The 14,782-nt window shown below is 65.0% G+C and carries 16 protein-coding genes and 1 tRNA gene; 8 read left to right on the forward strand and 9 right to left on the reverse strand.

Annotated elements, in window-relative coordinates:
• A partial coding sequence (locus IF803_RS32775) for a hypothetical protein (RefSeq protein WP_461194949.1) occupies positions 1-311 on the forward strand: 311 nt, incomplete at its 5' end.
• Between the two features lie 91 nt (positions 312-402).
• Here the strand turns inward: IF803_RS32775 and IF803_RS32780 are convergent.
• The 3 genes from IF803_RS32780 to IF803_RS32790 all read right to left on the reverse strand — a co-directional run bounded on the left by IF803_RS32780 (position 403) and on the right by IF803_RS32790 (position 2,718).
• Positions 403-477 (reverse strand) — tRNA-Val (locus IF803_RS32780).
• A gap of 114 nt (positions 478-591) precedes the next feature.
• Complete coding sequence (locus tag IF803_RS32785) at positions 592-1,875, reverse strand: coiled-coil domain-containing protein (RefSeq protein ID WP_411780199.1); 1,284 nt, start codon at positions 1,873-1,875, stop codon at positions 592-594.
• Between the two features lie 237 nt (positions 1,876-2,112).
• Positions 2,113-2,718 (reverse strand): DUF1134 domain-containing protein, encoded by a 606-nt coding sequence (locus tag IF803_RS32790; RefSeq protein ID WP_016843676.1) that lies wholly within the window; start codon positions 2,716-2,718, stop codon positions 2,113-2,115.
• A gap of 153 nt (positions 2,719-2,871) precedes the next feature.
• On the opposite strand from IF803_RS32790, the gene IF803_RS32795 reads away from it, so the two are divergent.
• On the forward strand, positions 2,872-3,336 hold the full coding sequence (locus tag IF803_RS32795; protein WP_028344112.1) for a YHS domain-containing (seleno)protein: 465 nt from the start codon (positions 2,872-2,874) through the stop codon (positions 3,334-3,336).
• On the opposite strand, the gene cysQ is transcribed toward IF803_RS32795, so the two are convergent.
• Positions 3,337-4,164, reverse strand: coding sequence for a 3'(2'),5'-bisphosphate nucleotidase CysQ (gene cysQ / locus IF803_RS32800; protein ID WP_461194952.1), 828 nt, complete (start codon positions 4,162-4,164; stop codon positions 3,337-3,339).
• A gap of 241 nt (positions 4,165-4,405) precedes the next feature.
• On the opposite strand from cysQ, the gene chpT reads away from it, so the two are divergent.
• From chpT to IF803_RS32830, 6 genes are all read left to right on the forward strand, one after another.
• Positions 4,406-5,053, forward strand: coding sequence for a histidine phosphotransferase ChpT (gene chpT / locus IF803_RS32805; RefSeq protein ID WP_304496730.1), 648 nt, complete (start codon positions 4,406-4,408; stop codon positions 5,051-5,053).
• A gap of 202 nt (positions 5,054-5,255) precedes the next feature.
• Entirely contained in the window at positions 5,256-7,982 is a 2,727-nt protein-coding gene (locus tag IF803_RS32810) for a hybrid sensor histidine kinase/response regulator (protein ID WP_461194953.1), read from the forward strand.
• A gap of 22 nt (positions 7,983-8,004) precedes the next feature.
• The gene (locus IF803_RS32815) at positions 8,005-8,475 is read left to right on the forward strand and encodes a chemotaxis protein CheW (protein ID WP_155262142.1); all 471 of its coding nucleotides are present in this window, start codon (positions 8,005-8,007) and stop codon (positions 8,473-8,475) included.
• 63 nt (positions 8,476-8,538) lie between these two features.
• Positions 8,539-8,904, forward strand: a complete 366-nt coding sequence (locus tag IF803_RS32820) for a response regulator (RefSeq protein WP_018273268.1) — start codon at positions 8,539-8,541, stop codon at positions 8,902-8,904.
• A 154-nt stretch (positions 8,905-9,058) separates the two neighbouring features.
• A complete protein-coding gene (locus IF803_RS32825; RefSeq protein WP_461194954.1) occupies positions 9,059-10,225 on the forward strand; it encodes a protein-glutamate methylesterase/protein-glutamine glutaminase in 1,167 nt (388 codons plus the stop codon).
• The gene (locus IF803_RS32830) at positions 10,222-11,094 is read left to right on the forward strand and encodes a CheR family methyltransferase (RefSeq protein ID WP_461194955.1); all 873 of its coding nucleotides are present in this window, start codon (positions 10,222-10,224) and stop codon (positions 11,092-11,094) included. Before IF803_RS32825 ends, IF803_RS32830 begins: the two co-directional genes overlap by 4 nt.
• A gap of 166 nt (positions 11,095-11,260) precedes the next feature.
• Here the strand turns inward: IF803_RS32830 and IF803_RS32835 are convergent, their stop codons facing one another.
• The 5 genes from IF803_RS32835 to ctrA form a co-directional block, all read right to left on the reverse strand.
• Positions 11,261-12,418 carry a glutathionylspermidine synthase family protein gene (locus IF803_RS32835; RefSeq protein WP_461194956.1) on the reverse strand — a complete coding sequence of 386 codons (1,158 nt, stop codon included), beginning with the start codon at positions 12,416-12,418 and terminating at the stop codon, positions 11,261-11,263.
• Positions 12,419-12,451: 33 nt separating this feature from the next.
• Positions 12,452-12,673, reverse strand: coding sequence for a hypothetical protein (locus IF803_RS32840; protein WP_461194957.1), 222 nt, complete (start codon positions 12,671-12,673; stop codon positions 12,452-12,454).
• A gap of 110 nt (positions 12,674-12,783) precedes the next feature.
• Positions 12,784-13,215, reverse strand: a complete 432-nt coding sequence (locus tag IF803_RS32845; RefSeq protein WP_461194958.1) for a hypothetical protein — start codon at positions 13,213-13,215, stop codon at positions 12,784-12,786.
• Between the two features lie 16 nt (positions 13,216-13,231).
• Entirely contained in the window at positions 13,232-13,636 is a 405-nt protein-coding gene (locus IF803_RS32850) for a DUF350 domain-containing protein (RefSeq protein ID WP_016848561.1), read from the reverse strand.
• 167 nt (positions 13,637-13,803) lie between these two features.
• The gene (gene ctrA / locus IF803_RS32855; protein ID WP_016848562.1) at positions 13,804-14,505 is read right to left on the reverse strand and encodes a response regulator transcription factor CtrA; all 702 of its coding nucleotides are present in this window, start codon (positions 14,503-14,505) and stop codon (positions 13,804-13,806) included.
• Positions 14,506-14,782 lie beyond the last annotated feature (277 nt).

Genomic DNA, 14,782 nt, shown 5'->3' on the forward strand with positions numbered 1-14,782 from the left:
CCGCAATGTTGGAATTTCTGATTGTCGTCCTCGTCGCCGGGATCGGATTCGTATCGGGATACGGCGTACGCGAGCTGATCTCGCGCCGCCGGCGGCGGTCCGCCCCGCGCGTTCGCGTTCGCGCGCCGCAGGTTCGCGCCGCCAATGACGACAGCTCTGCCCGCGGCTGGTATCGGCCGACCAGCACGCAGCCCGCCGATCACGCCACTCCGCCGCCCGATGAACTCGACGGCGCGGTTCGCGACTTGCTCGGCGAACTCAGCCGCCGCACCGCCAACCCGTCATCCGCACCGCAGCGCCGCCGGCAGTGAGCCGGAAAGGCCGGGTCGCCGCCGCTAACGCGTCGGCTACTTTGCATGGGGTTGTTTTCGACATTTTTGATGAGGCGGTCCCGAAAGGGAATGGTGGACGCACAAGGGATCGAACCTTGGACCTCTCCCGTGTGAAGGGAACGCTCTCCCGCTGAGCTATGCGTCCGGGATGTGACGTGCCAAAGGCCGCTGGTCGGCGGCCGGTCGAAAATGGGCGCTTCGTCAGAGCGTGCGATTTACGAAGTGCCGGGTAGGGGTGTCAAGCCAAACCCTGCGGGAATCACGCCCCTTGCTGGCGGGCGCGGGAGGCGTGTGACTGCAGCGCCCGGATGCGCTCGGCGAGCGTGCCGCCGCCCTCGGGCATCCCGTTGCCCGGCGAGGCGCCGTTGGCGGGCTTGGCCGCCGCCTTGGCCGGCACCGTCGGCTCCGCCGCCAGCATGGCCTCGATCGCCGAATTGGGGCCCTCGAGCTGGATCGCGAGCTTGGCCACCTCGGCGGCGATGTCGTTGATGCGCTCGCGCAGCAGCGCATTCTCCATCCGCTCGGTCGCCCAGGAGCTTTCGGCCTGCTGCTGGATCGCGTTGATGTCGCGCTGCAGCTTGCCGCGCTCGTCGCTGACAGTGCGCAGCTGCTCCTCGACTTGAGCCTTCTCCTGGCGCAGCCTGTCGAGCGCGGAGGATTTGCCGCCGCCCGCCGCGGCGATCTCCTCGCGCAGCTCCTGCACCGTCCGCTCGGCGGCGGCGTTGGCCTGCTTCAACTGGCCGTTCTCGAATTCGCGCTCGGCCAGCAGCTTGCCCTGGGTCGCAAGCCGCGTCTCGAGGTCGTTGACCCGGTTGCCGAGCATCTCAGCTTCCTTGACCTGGGCGACCAGCTGGCGGTCGAGATCGGTGACGCGCTGGCTCAGATTCTCGACCCGGCCGCGCGCGTCGGTGAGATCGCGCGTCGCGGTTTCCGACTGGCTGCGCTCCTGGGTGAGGCGGGCTTCGGTTGCCGCGAATTCCCTGGCGGCATCGCCGACCCGGTTCTTCAGCTCCTCGACCTGGGTCCGCACCGCGACCAGTTCGATCTGGCGGCTGTCGGCGGTCATCGCGCGGTCGTTGAGCTCGGCGTTGATCTTGCCGAGCTCGCCCTGCTTGTCGGTCAGCGCCTGCTCGGCGTTGCGCAACAGCTCGGTTTTGGCCGAGAACTCTTCCTCGGTGGCGCGAAGCTGCTCCTTCATCGCCTTCTCGCGCGCTTCCAGCGCGAAGATCGCGGCGTTCTTCTCGCCGAGCTCGATCTTCATGCGGTTGATCGCATCGGTCTTCTTGCCGAGCTCGGCGAGCTGGCTCGTGGTCTTGCTCTTGAGCTGGTCGACGCTCATCTCGAGCCGGCGGGCCGACATGGCGAATTCGGCGCGGAGCTGGTCCTTGTCGGCCTGGATCTCGGCCATCGACAGCGGGGTGGCCGCCTCCATGCGGCGCGTGGTCAGCCGCACCGCCCGGTTATGCACCAGCGGAACGATCATCAGGCCGCACAGCATCGAGATCAGGAAACCGATCGCCGCGTACATGATCGGCTCGATCATGAAAGGTCACTCCAAGAAAAGAAGGAATTTGTTAATCACAATGCCACGGCGGGCCGGCCAAAGGCCAGCCCGATTGCCGCGTTAACCTGAATTGCCAACCGTGCCGGAGCGTCGGCCTCATCGCCCGATCAGGGCTGTGACCTCGGGCCTCGTTCCGATTGAATCGGAACGAGGTTCTGGATTCCGTCTTGACGCGTTTTCTTGATGCGAACCGGCGTCCACTTCGCTGGAAACGCTCTAGAACGGGTTCCAGGTCGCGCGCGGGGTGAATTTGAGATAGCCGACGCTGGCGCCGAGCCGCAAGCCGATGCCCGAGCGAATCGGGACCAGCACGATGTTGTTGGCGGTCAGCGCCGTCATGCCGAAGCCGCCGACGATATAGGCCGAGCCGTCGATGCCGACGAAGCGCTGATAGATCGCTTGGGTCGAGGGCAGGTTGTAGACCAGCGTCATGGTCCTCGCGCCGTCGCCGCCCCAGTCGAAGCCGACCGAGGGACCCTGCCAGTAGACCCTGAGGTCGCCGGCGTTCTTGGTGTAGAGCGTGCCTTCGCCATAGCGCAGCCCGGCCACGAAGGCGCCGGAGCCTTCCTCGCCGAGCACATAGCCATTGGGCAAGCCCCACTGGCTGACGGCGCGCTCGATGACCGAGGCGAGTCCGCGCGAGACATTGCCGAAGAACTTGTGTCCGGCATTGACCAGTTCGTCGGGCCCGTAAGTATACGGGGTCGGTTCACGCTGTGGCGGCGGATATTGCGGTGGCGGGCCCTGCTGCGCGGACGCCCCTGCGCTCCAGCACATCAGCGCGGCAAACGCGACCGCGGCAAGGCGTGATGCGAAAGTCATTAAGAACCCCTGCTATCGAAATCCGGGCGCTGCCCCTTAACCTGATGCCAACAGGCACGGCTCTAGGTTGCGCCCGGTGTCCCCTCGACTCGGATGTTATCGGTATCAACTATGACGGCACAACGGCAGGAAAGATATGGATCGTGCCGGGGGATGGCGTTTTTCGGCCTGTTGGCGGGCATTTTGGCGGCCATCTGGCCGTCCTTGCCTGTTCAGGCCACCACAACCGAGCGCGTGGTGACGAACCGCTACTCCGGATTGGCGATCGAGGGATTCGATCCCGTCGCTTATTTCACCGACGCCGCCGCCACCCAGGGGCGGCCGGAATTCGAGGCCGCGGAGAGCGGCGTGGTCTGGCGTTTCCGCAACGAGGGCAACCGCGCCTCGTTCGTGGCGCATCCCGAAATCTATGGCCCGCAATTCGGCGGTTACGATCCGACCGATCTGGTGCGGGGCGTCACCTGCGCGGGCAATCCGCGATTCTGGGCCGTCGTCGGGAACAGGCTCTACCTGTTCAACCGGGAACGCAGCCGTGACGCGTTCGCCGCCGATCCCGCGCGCTTTTTGAAGGAAGCCGCGGCGCGTTGGCCGGAGCTGGAAGACAATCTCGCGCAGTGATCACGGCGCCGCGGTCGGGTCGCCCCAGGCGATGAATTCCGGCACCAGAAAGTCTTCGCGGCCGAGTCCGAAATGTAATGGGCTGCCGTTCGAATCGGTGACCTTTCCGCCGGCCGCAACGACGACCGCGTGACCGGCCGCCACATCCCACTCCGATGTCGGCGACAACCGGGGATAGATGTCGACATCGCCCTCGGCGACGCGGCCGAATTTGACAGCCGAGCCCAGCACGGCGCGGACCGCGCCGCCGCGCTCGTCGATGAAGGCTTCGGTGCGTGCATCGCCATGCGAGCGGCTCACTGCCACCGTCCATGGCGCGCCGCGTGGCGGGCAGGGACGGGTCTTGATCGGCACCGCCTGCGAAACCGCGCCGCCTTGCAGCGTCAGCCGCTCCGCGCCCTTGCCGACGATGCCGCGCCAGATCAGCCCGAGTGCCGGTGCGCCGACGATGCCGAGCAGCGGCACGCCTTGCGTGACCAGCGCCACATTGACGGTGAATTCATTGCGGCCGGCAACGAACTCCTTGGTGCCGTCGAGCGGATCGATCAGGAAGAAACTGTCCTTGTAAGGCGGCGTCGCCAGATGGACGCGCTCCTCCGACAGCAGCGACACCTGCGGCGCGAGCTGCGTCAACCCTTCGACGATGATGTGGTCGGCGGCGAGATCGGCCTCGGTGACCGGCGACCCGTCGCTCTTGCCGGTCACATTCATCGCCGAACGATTGACGGCAAGAATTGCCTCGCCGGCGCGGATCACCAGTTCGGTCAGTGATTCGAGCAGCGTGGCGGCGGTCTCGCAGCCGATCAGGGACGGCTGTGCCTTAATCATGAGGGGGTTTCATATCCTGTTTGTGTTCCCTGAGATCATGATGCGATGACGGAGCATCGCATCATGATCTCATCTCCTTGTTTGAGCATGATCTTTTTGGAAAACCGGTTTCCACTTTTCCGGATCATGCTTTATCAGTCCCGCCGCAAGCTGGCAGCATCCGTCTGCGCGGTGTATCAAGCCGACAGGCATGCGTGATTCGCACTCCTCGGTCGGCGTGCGGCTTTCCAGGAAACAATTGATGTCTGGCACTTCGTCTCCCGGTCCCGCTCCCGATGCGCTCGAACTCGCGGCGCTGTTGTGCTCGCGGGTCTGTCACGATCTCATCAGTCCGGTCGGCGCGATCGTCAATGGGCTTGAGGTCCTTGACGACAATCCCAAGCCCGAAGACCGCGACTTCGCGCTCGATCTGATTCGCAAGAGCGCCAAGACCGCTTCGGCGCGGTTGCAGTTCTGCCGGCTGGCGTTCGGCGCGGCCGGTTCCTCCGGCGCGCAGATCGACCTCGGCGATGCCCAGAACATGGCGAAGGGGCATATCGAGGACGGCAAGGTGACGCTGACCTGGAATTTGCCGCGGCTGCTCCTGCCCAAGAACCGGGTCAAGCTGCTGCTGAACATGCTGGTCATCGCGCAGCAGACGATCCCGCGCGGCGGCACGCTCACGATCGATCCGGTCGGCGAGGGGGAGACGATGAGCTTCCGCATCCTGGCCGCGGGCCTCAATGCGCGGGTGCCGCAGAACATCGTCGACCTGCTCAATGCAAGCTCGTCGAACACGGTTGATGCACATGCGGTGCAGCCGCATTACACGCGCCTCTTGGCGGAAGCCTGCGGGCTGAAAGTGACGCTGACGCTCGACGGCGACAAGGTCGTTATCGCAGCGTCCTGAACGCGGCCGCGGGAACATCATTAAGCAAAGGTTACGACCGGCCGCGCGATTCGATCGCGCGGCCTTATCTCTTTGTTGATCCCGTTCTTTTCCATTTGCTCAACCAAACTTAAACGCTTTGCGGAGAAGCTGACCTAAGTTCCGTCAGGCGCGTCGATGTCGCGCGCCGCAGCGTTTTCGGCGTTTTTCGAAGGTTGGTTTCATGGACGATCTGTTGCGCGAGTTCCTGACGGAGAGCAGCGAGAGCCTGGATACGGTCGACAACCAGCTGGTGCAGTTCGAGCAGGACCCGAACAACGCGAAGATCCTGGATAACATTTTCCGCCTGGTGCACACCATCAAGGGGACCTGCGGCTTCCTCGGGCTGCCGCGGCTCGAGGCGCTGGCGCATGCCGGCGAGACCTTGATGGGCAAATTCCGCGACGGCATGCCGGTGAAGGCGGAAGCCGTGACGCTGATCCTGTCCTCGATCGACCGCATCAAGGAGATCCTCGGCGGCCTTGAGGCGACCGAGGCGGAGCCTGAGGGCAACGACCGCGACCTGATCGATCAGCTCGAGGCCATGGTCGAGCACGGCATGGCCGCCATGGCTGCTGGCGAAGCTGCGGCTGAAGAAGATGTGCCGGTCGTTGAAGCCCCGCCGGTGCAGGCGGCAATGACCGAGGGCACGCTGGTGGTGCAGACGCTGGAGCGTCCGCTGCGTCCGGGCGAGGTCTCGCTCGACGAGCTCGAGCGCGCCTTCCGCGAGACCGAGACCGAAGTCGCCGCACCGGCGCCGGCCGCTAAGCCCGCTGTTGCTGCGGCTCCCGCCGCCGAGCCGGCCGAGGCTGCGAAGAAGCCGGCCCGCAAGGCCGCGGGTGAAGATGTCCAGGAAGGCGACAAGATCGCCAACCAGTCGATCCGGGTCAATGTCGATACCCTCGAACACCTCATGACCATGGTCTCCGAACTGGTGCTAACCCGCAACCAGCTGCTGGAGATCTCCCGCCGCAACGAGGACACCGAGTTCAAGGTGCCGTTGCAGCGGCTCTCCAACGTCACCGCCGAGCTGCAGGAGGGCGTCATGAAGACGCGCATGCAGCCGATCGGCAATGCCTGGCAGAAGCTGCCGCGCATCGTCCGCGACCTCTCCGGCGAACTCGGCAAGCAGATCGAGCTCGAGATGCACGGCGCCGATACCGAGCTCGACCGCCAGGTGCTCGACCTGATCAAGGATCCGCTGACGCACATGGTGCGCAACTCCGCCGATCATGGGCTCGAGACCACCGCCGAGCGGGTCGCGGCCGGCAAGCCGGAACAGGGCACCATTCGCCTCTCCGCCTATCACGAAGGCGGCCACATCATCATCTGCATCGCCGACAATGGCCGCGGGCTCAACACCGAGCGGATCAAGGCCAAGGCGCTTCAGAACGGTCTCGTCACCGAGGCCGAGCTCGAGAAGATGACCGAGGCCCAGATCCACAAGTTCATCTTCGCGCCGGGCTTCTCGACCGCAGCCCAAGTGACCTCGGTGTCCGGCCGCGGCGTCGGCATGGACGTGGTGCGCACCAATATCGACCAGATCGGCGGCACCATCGACATCAAGAGCGTGGCCGGCGAGGGCGCCTCGGTCACCATCAAGATCCCGCTGACCCTGGCGATCGTCTCCGCGCTGATCGTGGAAGCCGGCGGCGACCGTTTTGCAATTCCCCAATTGTCGGTGGTCGAGCTGGTGCGGGCTCGCGCCAACTCCGAGCACCGCATCGAGCGGATCAAGGACACCGCGGTCTTGCGGCTGCGCAACAAGCTGTTGCCGCTGATCCATCTCAAGAAGCTCTTGAAGATCGACGACGGCGCGACCACCAGCGATGCCGAGAACGGCTTCATCGTGGTCACGCAAGTCGGCAGCCAGACCTTCGGCATCGTGGTCGACGGCGTGTTCCACACCGAGGAGATCGTGGTCAAGCCGATGTCGACCAAGCTGCGGCACATCGACATGTTCTCCGGCAACACCATTTTGGGCGATGGCGCCGTCATCATGATCATCGACCCCAACGGCATCGCCAAAGCCCTCGGCGCGTCCGGCTCCTCGGCCCATGACCTGGCCGACGACAATGCCGCGGCGCATGCCGCAAGCGGCGAGCAGCTGACCTCGCTGTTGGTGTTCCGCGCCGGCTCCTCGCAGCCCAAGGCGGTGCCGCTCGGCCTCGTCACCCGGCTGGAGGAGATCGCAACCGACAAGATCGAGCTCTCGAACGGCCGCTACATGGTGCAGTACCGCGAGCAGCTGATGCCGCTGGTGCAGATGGCCGGGGTCGAGGTGCAGTCGCAGGGCTCGCAGCCGATCCTGGTGTTCGCCGACGACGGTCGCTCGATGGGGCTCGTGGTCGACGAGATCATCGACATCGTCGAGGAGCGGCTCAACATCGAGGTCGCGGGTTCGCAGGACGGCATCCTCGGCTCGGCCGTAATCAAGGGCCAGGCCACCGAGGTGATCGACGTCGGCCACTTCCTGCCGATGGCGTTCGCCGACTGGTTCTCGCGCAAGGAGATGCGCCCGTCGGCCTCGGCGCAGTCGGTGCTGCTGGTCGATGACTCGGCGTTCTTCCGCAACATGCTGGCGCCGGTCTTGAAGGCCGCCGGCTACAAGGTCAGGACCGCGGGCGGCGCGCAGGAAGGGCTCGCCGCGCTGCGTTCGGGGCAAAGCTTCGACGTCGTGCTGACCGACATCGAGATGCCCGAGATGAACGGCTTTGAGTTCGCCGAGAACATCCGAAGCGACCACAACTTCAACCAGCTGCCGATCATCGCGCTGTCGGCGATGGTGTCGCCGGCGGCGATCGAGCGCGGCCGGCAGGCCGGCTTCCACGACTATGTCGCCAAGTTTGATCGTCCCGGGCTGATCGCGGCGCTGAAGGAGCAGACCGCCGAACTGCGCCGGGCGGCATGACCGGGCTTGAAGGGACAAAACGATGACCAGCAAGACCGAGACCAGCGAAGGCGCCATGGCCGAGTACGTCACCGCCGTGATCGGCGGGCAGCTGTTCGGCCTGCCGATCTCGCGGGTGCAGGACGTGTTCATGCCGGAGCGGCTGACGCGGGTGCCGCTGGCCTCCAGCGAGATCGCCGGCGTGCTCAACCTGCGCGGCCGCATCGTCACCGTGGTCGACATGCGCGCCCGGCTCGGGCTGCCGAAGGCCGATGACGGTAAGCCGCCGATGGCGGTCGGCGTCGACCAGCGCGGCGAATCCTATGGCCTGCTGATCGACCAGATCGGCGAGGTGCTGCGGCTGCCCGACGACAGCCGCGAGGACAATCCGGTCAATCTCGATCCCCGCATGGCCAAGCTCGCCGGCGGCGTCCACCGCCTCGACGGCCAGCTCATGGTCGTCCTCGATGTCGATCGCGTGCTCGAACTGGTGCCTGATGCCAAAGCGGCGTGAACGGGGCCGCCCGAACTGAAGAACTGAAACATCCCACCGGGGATGAGGAAGTAGAGGTCGCAGATGAGAACCTGTCTTGTTGTCGATGACTCAAGCGTCATTCGCAAGGTCGCCCGCCGCATCCTGGAAGGTCTCGACTTCCAGATCGTCGAGGCCGAGGACGGCGCCAAGGCGCTCGAAGCCTGCAAGCGCGCGATGCCGGAGGCGGTGCTGCTCGACTGGAACATGCCGGTCATGGACGGCTACGAGTTTCTCGGCAATCTCCGCCGCATGCCCGGCGGCGATCAGCCCAAGGTCGTGTTCTGCACCACCGAGAATGACGTCGCGCATATCGCACGCGCGCTGCATGCCGGTGCCAACGAGTACATCATGAAGCCGTTCGACCGGGACATCGTCACTGCGAAGTTCCAGGAAGTCGGACTGATTTAGAGCATGATCCGGAAAAGTGGGAACCGGTTTTCCCTGCGACAAACGCGAAGCGTTTGCGCGAAGATCATGCTGACTTAGATTCTTCGTTCGATCCGGCGGCAGAAGCCTTCGGCTCAACGGTTGTTGTGCGTCGTGTTGCGTCGCTGGTGAAGTCATGAGTGTTGCGTTGACAAGTACTGCGGTCCCGACATCGACCCGTACCGACAAGGTGCGGGTGATGGTGGTCGACGATTCCGTGGTGATCCGCGGGATGATCTCGCGCTGGATCGGCGCCGAGCCCGACATGGAGGTCGTCGCCTCGCTGCGCACCGGCCTCGACGCCGTCAACCAGCTCGAGCGCATCAACCCCGATGTCGCGGTGCTCGATATCGAGATGCCCGACCTCGACGGTATCTCGGCGCTGCCGCAGCTGCTGGCGAAGAAGCGCAATCTCGTCGTCATCATGGCTTCCACGCTGACCCGCCGCAACGCGGAGATCAGCCTGAAGGCGCTCTCGCTCGGTGCGTCCGACTACATTCCGAAGCCGGAAAGCACGCGCGAGGCCACCGCCGCGGAAACCTTCCGCCACGACCTGATCCAGAAGATCCGTCATCTCGGCGCCAAGGCGCGGCGCAGCCCGGTGCACACGACGGCAAGCCCGCCGCTTGCGCCCGGTCATGACAGACCGCGTCCGTCTATTCCCGCTGCCGCGCATACGGCGCCGGCCCAGGCCACGCGCCGTTCGTTCGGCCTGCTGCCGCCCAAGGTGCTGCTGATCGGCTCGTCGACCGGCGGACCGCAGGCGCTGATGACGCTGGTCGCCGAGATCGGCCCGGTGATCGATCGCTTCCCGGTGCTGATCACCCAGCACATGCCGCCGACCTTCACGACCATTCTCGCCGAGCATCTGGCGCGCACCAGCAAGCGGCCGGCGCATGAGGGGATCGACGGCGAGAGTATCAAGCCGGGCCAGATCTATCTGGCGCCGGGCGGGCGCCACATGCGCATCGCGCGCCACGGCGTCGATGCCACGATCGCGCTCGACGACGGGCCGCCGGTCAATTTCTGCAAGCCCGCGGTGGATCCGATGTTCACCTCCGCGATCGATGTCTGGCAGGGCAGCATCATGTCGGTGATCCTGACCGGCATGGGCTCCGACGGCATGCGCGGCGGCAAGGACATCGTCGCCGCCGGCGGCAGCGTGATCGCGCAGGACGAAGCGACCAGCGTGGTGTGGGGCATGCCCGGTGCCGCGGTCAATGCCGGCATCTGCGCCGCGGTGCTGCCGCTCAATCAGATCGCACCGAAGCTTGTTCGGGTGTTTGCGGGAGACCGTTCGTGACGCCGCTGGACTACGAGTATCTGCGTAAGCTGCTGAAAGAGCGTTCCGGCCTCGATCTCTCCGCCGTCAAGCAATATCTCGTCGAGAGTCGCCTGCTGCCCTTGGCGCGCCGGTCGAACCTCGCCGGGATTCCCGAGCTGGTGCAGCGGATGAAGGGCGGCGCCGAACTGCTGACGTCCGAGGTGGTCGAAGCGATGACCACCAACGAGACCTTCTTCTTTCGCGACAAGATCCCGTTCGACCATCTGAAGGAAGCGGTGCTGCCCGCACTCGCGCAGGCGCGCGCGGCGCGCCGCAGCTTGCGTATCTGGTGCGCGGCGTCGTCGACCGGGCAGGAGCCCTATTCGATCGCGATGCTGCTGAAGGAGATGACCGCGCTGTTTGCCGGCTGGCGCATCGAGATCATCGCCACCGACCTGTCGCAGGCGGTGCTCGAAAAGGCCAAGGCCGGCCTGTTCAGCCAGTTCGAGGTGCAGCGCGGCCTGCCGATCCAGCTGCTGGTCAAGTATTTCGTGCAGAAGGGCGAGCTCTGGCAGCTCAACGCCGATGTCCGCGGCATGGTGCAGCACCGCCAGCTCAATCTGTTGCAGGACGTCTCGCATCTCGGCACCTTCGACGTGATCTTCTGCCGCAACGTGCTGATCTATTTCGATCAGCAGACCAAGGCCGGCATCTTCGGCAAGGTGGCCCGGATGCTCGAGCCCGACGGCGTGCTGGCGCTTGGCGCGGCGGAATCCGTGGTCGGCATCACCAACCTGTTCAGGCCTTATCCCGACCGGCGCGGACTCTATCAGCCGAACACTGCGCCAGTCGCGCGCGCCGGCGCCGCGCTGCATGTGCTGAAGGCGGTTGCGTCCGCTGCGCGGTGAGTGCGTTTTCCTGAGCGAAGTTCAATTGTTTGTCCGTCATCCTGAGGAGCGCGCTCTTGCGCGCGTCTCGAAGGATGCACGGCCACCAGCCGGGCCGTCGATCCTTCGAGACGCCGCTTCGCGGCTCCTCAGGATGACGGGGAACGGGACGCGTTGACCGACACCGCTACAGAATCGCGTGCGGCAGGAAGCGCGAGGTGTTGCCGGTGATCGGATTTTCGTCTTCCCGAATCGACAGTCCGCAGGGCGTGCCGTCGACCAGCCAGCTGCCGAGCACCGGATACTGCCCGGAAAAATTCGGCAGCGGCGCGAGTGCCTGGCGGATGAAGCCTTCGGCGCCGTAGGGGCCTTGCTCGGCGACCAGCGTGACGCCGGCGCTGACCAGCTCGACATTGGCGCCCTCGCGCGAATAGATCGGCTTGCGCACGAACGACGTGCCGAGCTGGGCGGCCTGCGGGTCGTCCTCGAAATAGGCCGGCAGCAGATTGGGGTGGTTCGGGAACATCTCCCAGAGCAGCGGCAGGATGCCCTTGTTGGAGAGGATCGCCTTCCACGGCGGCTCGATCCATTGCGTCGGCGCGGTCGAGAGGTTCTTGCCGAACGCGTCGTGGAACATCCATTCCCACGGATAGAGCTTGAACGCGAGTGCGATCGGGCGTTCATCGAGGTCGACGAATTGACCGTCGTCGCGCAGTCCGATCTCTTCGATGTCGAGCAGCGTGGTCTTCAGCCCGGCCTGCGCCGCGGTGTCCTCGAGATAGGCGAGCGTGCCGGCGTCCTCGGGATTTCCGGTCAGTCCGGTGAGATGCAGCGGGTGGGTCGCGCCGATCCTCTTCCAGGCCCCGATCAGCCGGTCGTGGATCGAGTTGAACTGGTCGGCGCGCTTCGGGATGATGTTGCGTTGGATCGCCTGTTCGAGCCAGGTCCATTGAAACACCGCGGCCTCGAAGATCGAGGTCGGCGTGTCGGCATTGTATTCGAGCAGCTTGGCCGGGCCGCGGCCGTCGAAGGTGAGATCGAGCCGGCCGTACAGGCTCGGATTGTTGCGGCGCCAGCTTGCCGCGATCAGATCCCAGAACGCCTCCGGTATCTTCAGCCGGCGCAGATAGCGCTCATCCTTGATCGCGCGTCCGGCGAGCTCGAGACACATCGCGTCGATCTCGCTGGTCGGCGTCTCGATCGAGCGCTCGATCTCGTCCAGCGTGAAGGCGTAATAGGCGCGCTCGTCCCAGTAACGTTCGCCGTCGATGGTGTGGAAGGTGAAGCCGGCGTTCTCGGCAGTCGTCCGCCAATCGTCGCGTTCGGGACATGCGATGCGTTGCATCAGGGGAAACCGCGCTTGCTCGTCAGCCTGGTGTCAGCTTCCGCCATGCGACGGATCGTCGTCGCCGTAGCGGGCGATGGTGCGCGGCGCCCCGCCGAAGCCGCCGGACGGCGACCGTTCCGCGGGCTTTCGCGTCGCGTCGTGTCCTGCGTGGTGATGGTGGCTGCGGGCATGGCTTGGCGTCAGGCCGATCGACGCCGCGCCGATCGCGCTACTTCCCATCAATTTCAGCCATACGCGGCGCGAGCGTTTCATGGACGCAATCCCTGCCTTGCCGTCTGCGGAGCCATGGCGAGTTTCCATCAGCTGCGTTCGCCGGGCAAGCGAAAGCGGGATGACATAGCGATGACACGGCAACATGCGCATCAGCCGCCGCTGAAGCCGAACGCATGCGCGAATGAACCGAAGCCGCCGCGGCTCACCGACGAGCTTGACGATGAGCTCGACGAAGAAGAGGAGCCGCTCGACGAGGAGCTGCTGTAGAAGCTGCTGCGCGACGAGCCGCCGCTGCCGCCCGATCCCGACGACGAACTGCGCGCCGTGCAGTCGACGCCGGGTTGCGGCGGGACCGGTGTGGCGACGCCCGGTGCGGTGACGCCCGGCGGCGTCGGCGGCACTGGCTGGCAATTCGGCCGCGGCATCAGCGCGTAGGCACTGCCGCCGACCGCGAGCGTTCCCATCAAGAGCAGCGCGACGTGGTTGGAGCGCTTGGATGGCGCCTCCGGCCGCGGCGGCGTCGGCACCGCCGGCACGACCGGTCGCCGTTTGCCGAAGTCCGGGTTCGGTTTGCGCGCCATGGTTTGGCTCAACGGCTCAGTAGATCATGCAGGCCGCGTTCAGCGCGCCTGCCGCCAGCGAGGACAGCCCAAGCCAGATCGCCGGCGCCATTTCGCCGGAGGCGATCCGCGCCGACAGGTTCGGCACCGGGATCTTCACGATGTAATAGACGATGATCTGCACGATCAGCGCGATGATGCTCCAGATCAGGCAGTCCACGACATTGGCGGAGTGGGCGATGGCGCTGACCACCGGCAGCACGAAGCCGAGCAGGCTTAAGCCCAGCGCAATCGCCGCCGCCGGATCGTTGTCGCGGATCAGCTGGAATTCGTCGTGCGGCGTGACACGCGTGTAGACGAAGAGGTAGGCGACCACGGCGATCAGCGCCGTGCAGAAATAGACCAGGAACGCCGGCAGGCCGGCGAGGGATTGCAGGATCATGTCGGGGCGGTCCGGGAGTTCGTCGGGATTCGCGCGAGGCAGGATTGCACGTTCCCTTGGTCGGCGCATGCCGACAGCCGGTTCAATCCCAAACAAAAACCCCGCCATTTGCGGCGGGGTTCAGGTCGAAAGGAGCGAACCTTGCGGTTCTCTGCGGGCCCAGAAGGTCAGGCGGGAATGCGCTCGTCGGCCTCGTGCGGCTCGCGCAGCACGTAGCCGCGGCCCCACACGGTCTCGATGAAGTTGCGGCCTTCGGAGGCGTTGGCGAGCTTCTTGCGGAGCTTGCAGATGAAGACGTCGATGATCTTCAGCTCCGGCTCGTCCATGCCGCCGTAGAGATGGTTGAGGAACATTTCCTTGGTGAGGGTGGTGCCCTTGCGGAGCGAGAGCAGCTCCAGCATCTGGTATTCCTTGCCGGTCAGATGCACGCGCTGGCCGCCGACCTCGACCGTCTTGGTGTCGAGATTGACCACGAGATCGCCGGTCTGGATGACCGACTGGGCGTGGCCCTTGGAGCGGCGCACGATCGCGTGGATGCGGGCGACCAGTTCGTCCTTGTGGAAGGGTTTGGTCATGTAGTCGTCGGCGCCGACGCCGAGACCCTTGACCTTGTCCTCGATGCCGGCGAGGCCGGAGAGGATCAGAATGGGAGTTTTGATCTTCGACACCCGGAGCTGCTTGAGCACGTCGTAGCCGGACATGTCGGGCAGGTTGAGGTCGAGAAGGATGATGTCGTAGTCGTAAAGCTTGCCGAGATCGACGCCCTCTTCGCCGAGGTCCGTCGTGTAGACGTTGAAACTCTCGGACTTGAGCATCAATTCGATCGACTGCGCGACGGCGCTGTCATCTTCAATCAGCAAAACGCGCATGCCAGTCCCCTATAGTCGCCGCTCCGGGCGTCAGGTCGGCCGCACTTGCGGCACTCACAAAACGCCTTTGAACAACTGATTCGGATCCTGACGAGATATGGTTAACAAAAACTGATTCCTCGACGCAAGCTCTAACCGTGCAATTTTTGTCGAATCGCCCTAAGATATTGCGTAGAAGAAGCTTTTCCTAACCGCGCTCGTTCAGTTTCCACATTAAGAGGCGGGCCTAACCGACTCTCGCGACTCGCCCTTCTTCTGATGGGCAAGCGACCTCAGT

The organism is Bradyrhizobium sp. UFLA06-06, assembly GCF_054820065.1.

What these genes read in the sequence shown, in the direction of transcription:
- IF803_RS32785 (WP_411780199.1), bottom strand. Translation starts at nt 1,875, where the DNA reads ATGATCGAGCCGATCATGTACGCGGCGATCGGTTTCCTGATCTCGATG.
- IF803_RS32790 (WP_016843676.1), bottom strand. Translation starts at nt 2,718, where the DNA reads ATGACTTTCGCATCACGCCTTGCCGCGGTCGCGTTTGCCGCGCTGATG.
- IF803_RS32795 (WP_028344112.1), top strand. Translation starts at nt 2,872, where the DNA reads ATGGCGTTTTTCGGCCTGTTGGCGGGCATTTTGGCGGCCATCTGGCCG.
- cysQ (WP_461194952.1), bottom strand. Translation starts at nt 4,164, where the DNA reads ATGATTAAGGCACAGCCGTCCCTGATCGGCTGCGAGACCGCCGCCACG.
- chpT (WP_304496730.1), top strand. Translation starts at nt 4,406, where the DNA reads ATGTCTGGCACTTCGTCTCCCGGTCCCGCTCCCGATGCGCTCGAACTC.
- IF803_RS32810 (WP_461194953.1), top strand. Translation starts at nt 5,256, where the DNA reads ATGGACGATCTGTTGCGCGAGTTCCTGACGGAGAGCAGCGAGAGCCTG.
- IF803_RS32815 (WP_155262142.1), top strand. Translation starts at nt 8,005, where the DNA reads ATGACCAGCAAGACCGAGACCAGCGAAGGCGCCATGGCCGAGTACGTC.
- IF803_RS32820 (WP_018273268.1), top strand. Translation starts at nt 8,539, where the DNA reads ATGAGAACCTGTCTTGTTGTCGATGACTCAAGCGTCATTCGCAAGGTC.
- IF803_RS32825 (WP_461194954.1), top strand. Translation starts at nt 9,059, where the DNA reads ATGAGTGTTGCGTTGACAAGTACTGCGGTCCCGACATCGACCCGTACC.
- IF803_RS32835 (WP_461194956.1), bottom strand. Translation starts at nt 12,418, where the DNA reads ATGCAACGCATCGCATGTCCCGAACGCGACGATTGGCGGACGACTGCC.
- IF803_RS32840 (WP_461194957.1), bottom strand. Translation starts at nt 12,673, where the DNA reads ATGAAACGCTCGCGCCGCGTATGGCTGAAATTGATGGGAAGTAGCGCG.
- IF803_RS32845 (WP_461194958.1), bottom strand. Translation starts at nt 13,215, where the DNA reads ATGGCGCGCAAACCGAACCCGGACTTCGGCAAACGGCGACCGGTCGTG.
- IF803_RS32850 (WP_016848561.1), bottom strand. Translation starts at nt 13,636, where the DNA reads ATGATCCTGCAATCCCTCGCCGGCCTGCCGGCGTTCCTGGTCTATTTC.
- ctrA (WP_016848562.1), bottom strand. Translation starts at nt 14,505, where the DNA reads ATGCGCGTTTTGCTGATTGAAGATGACAGCGCCGTCGCGCAGTCGATC.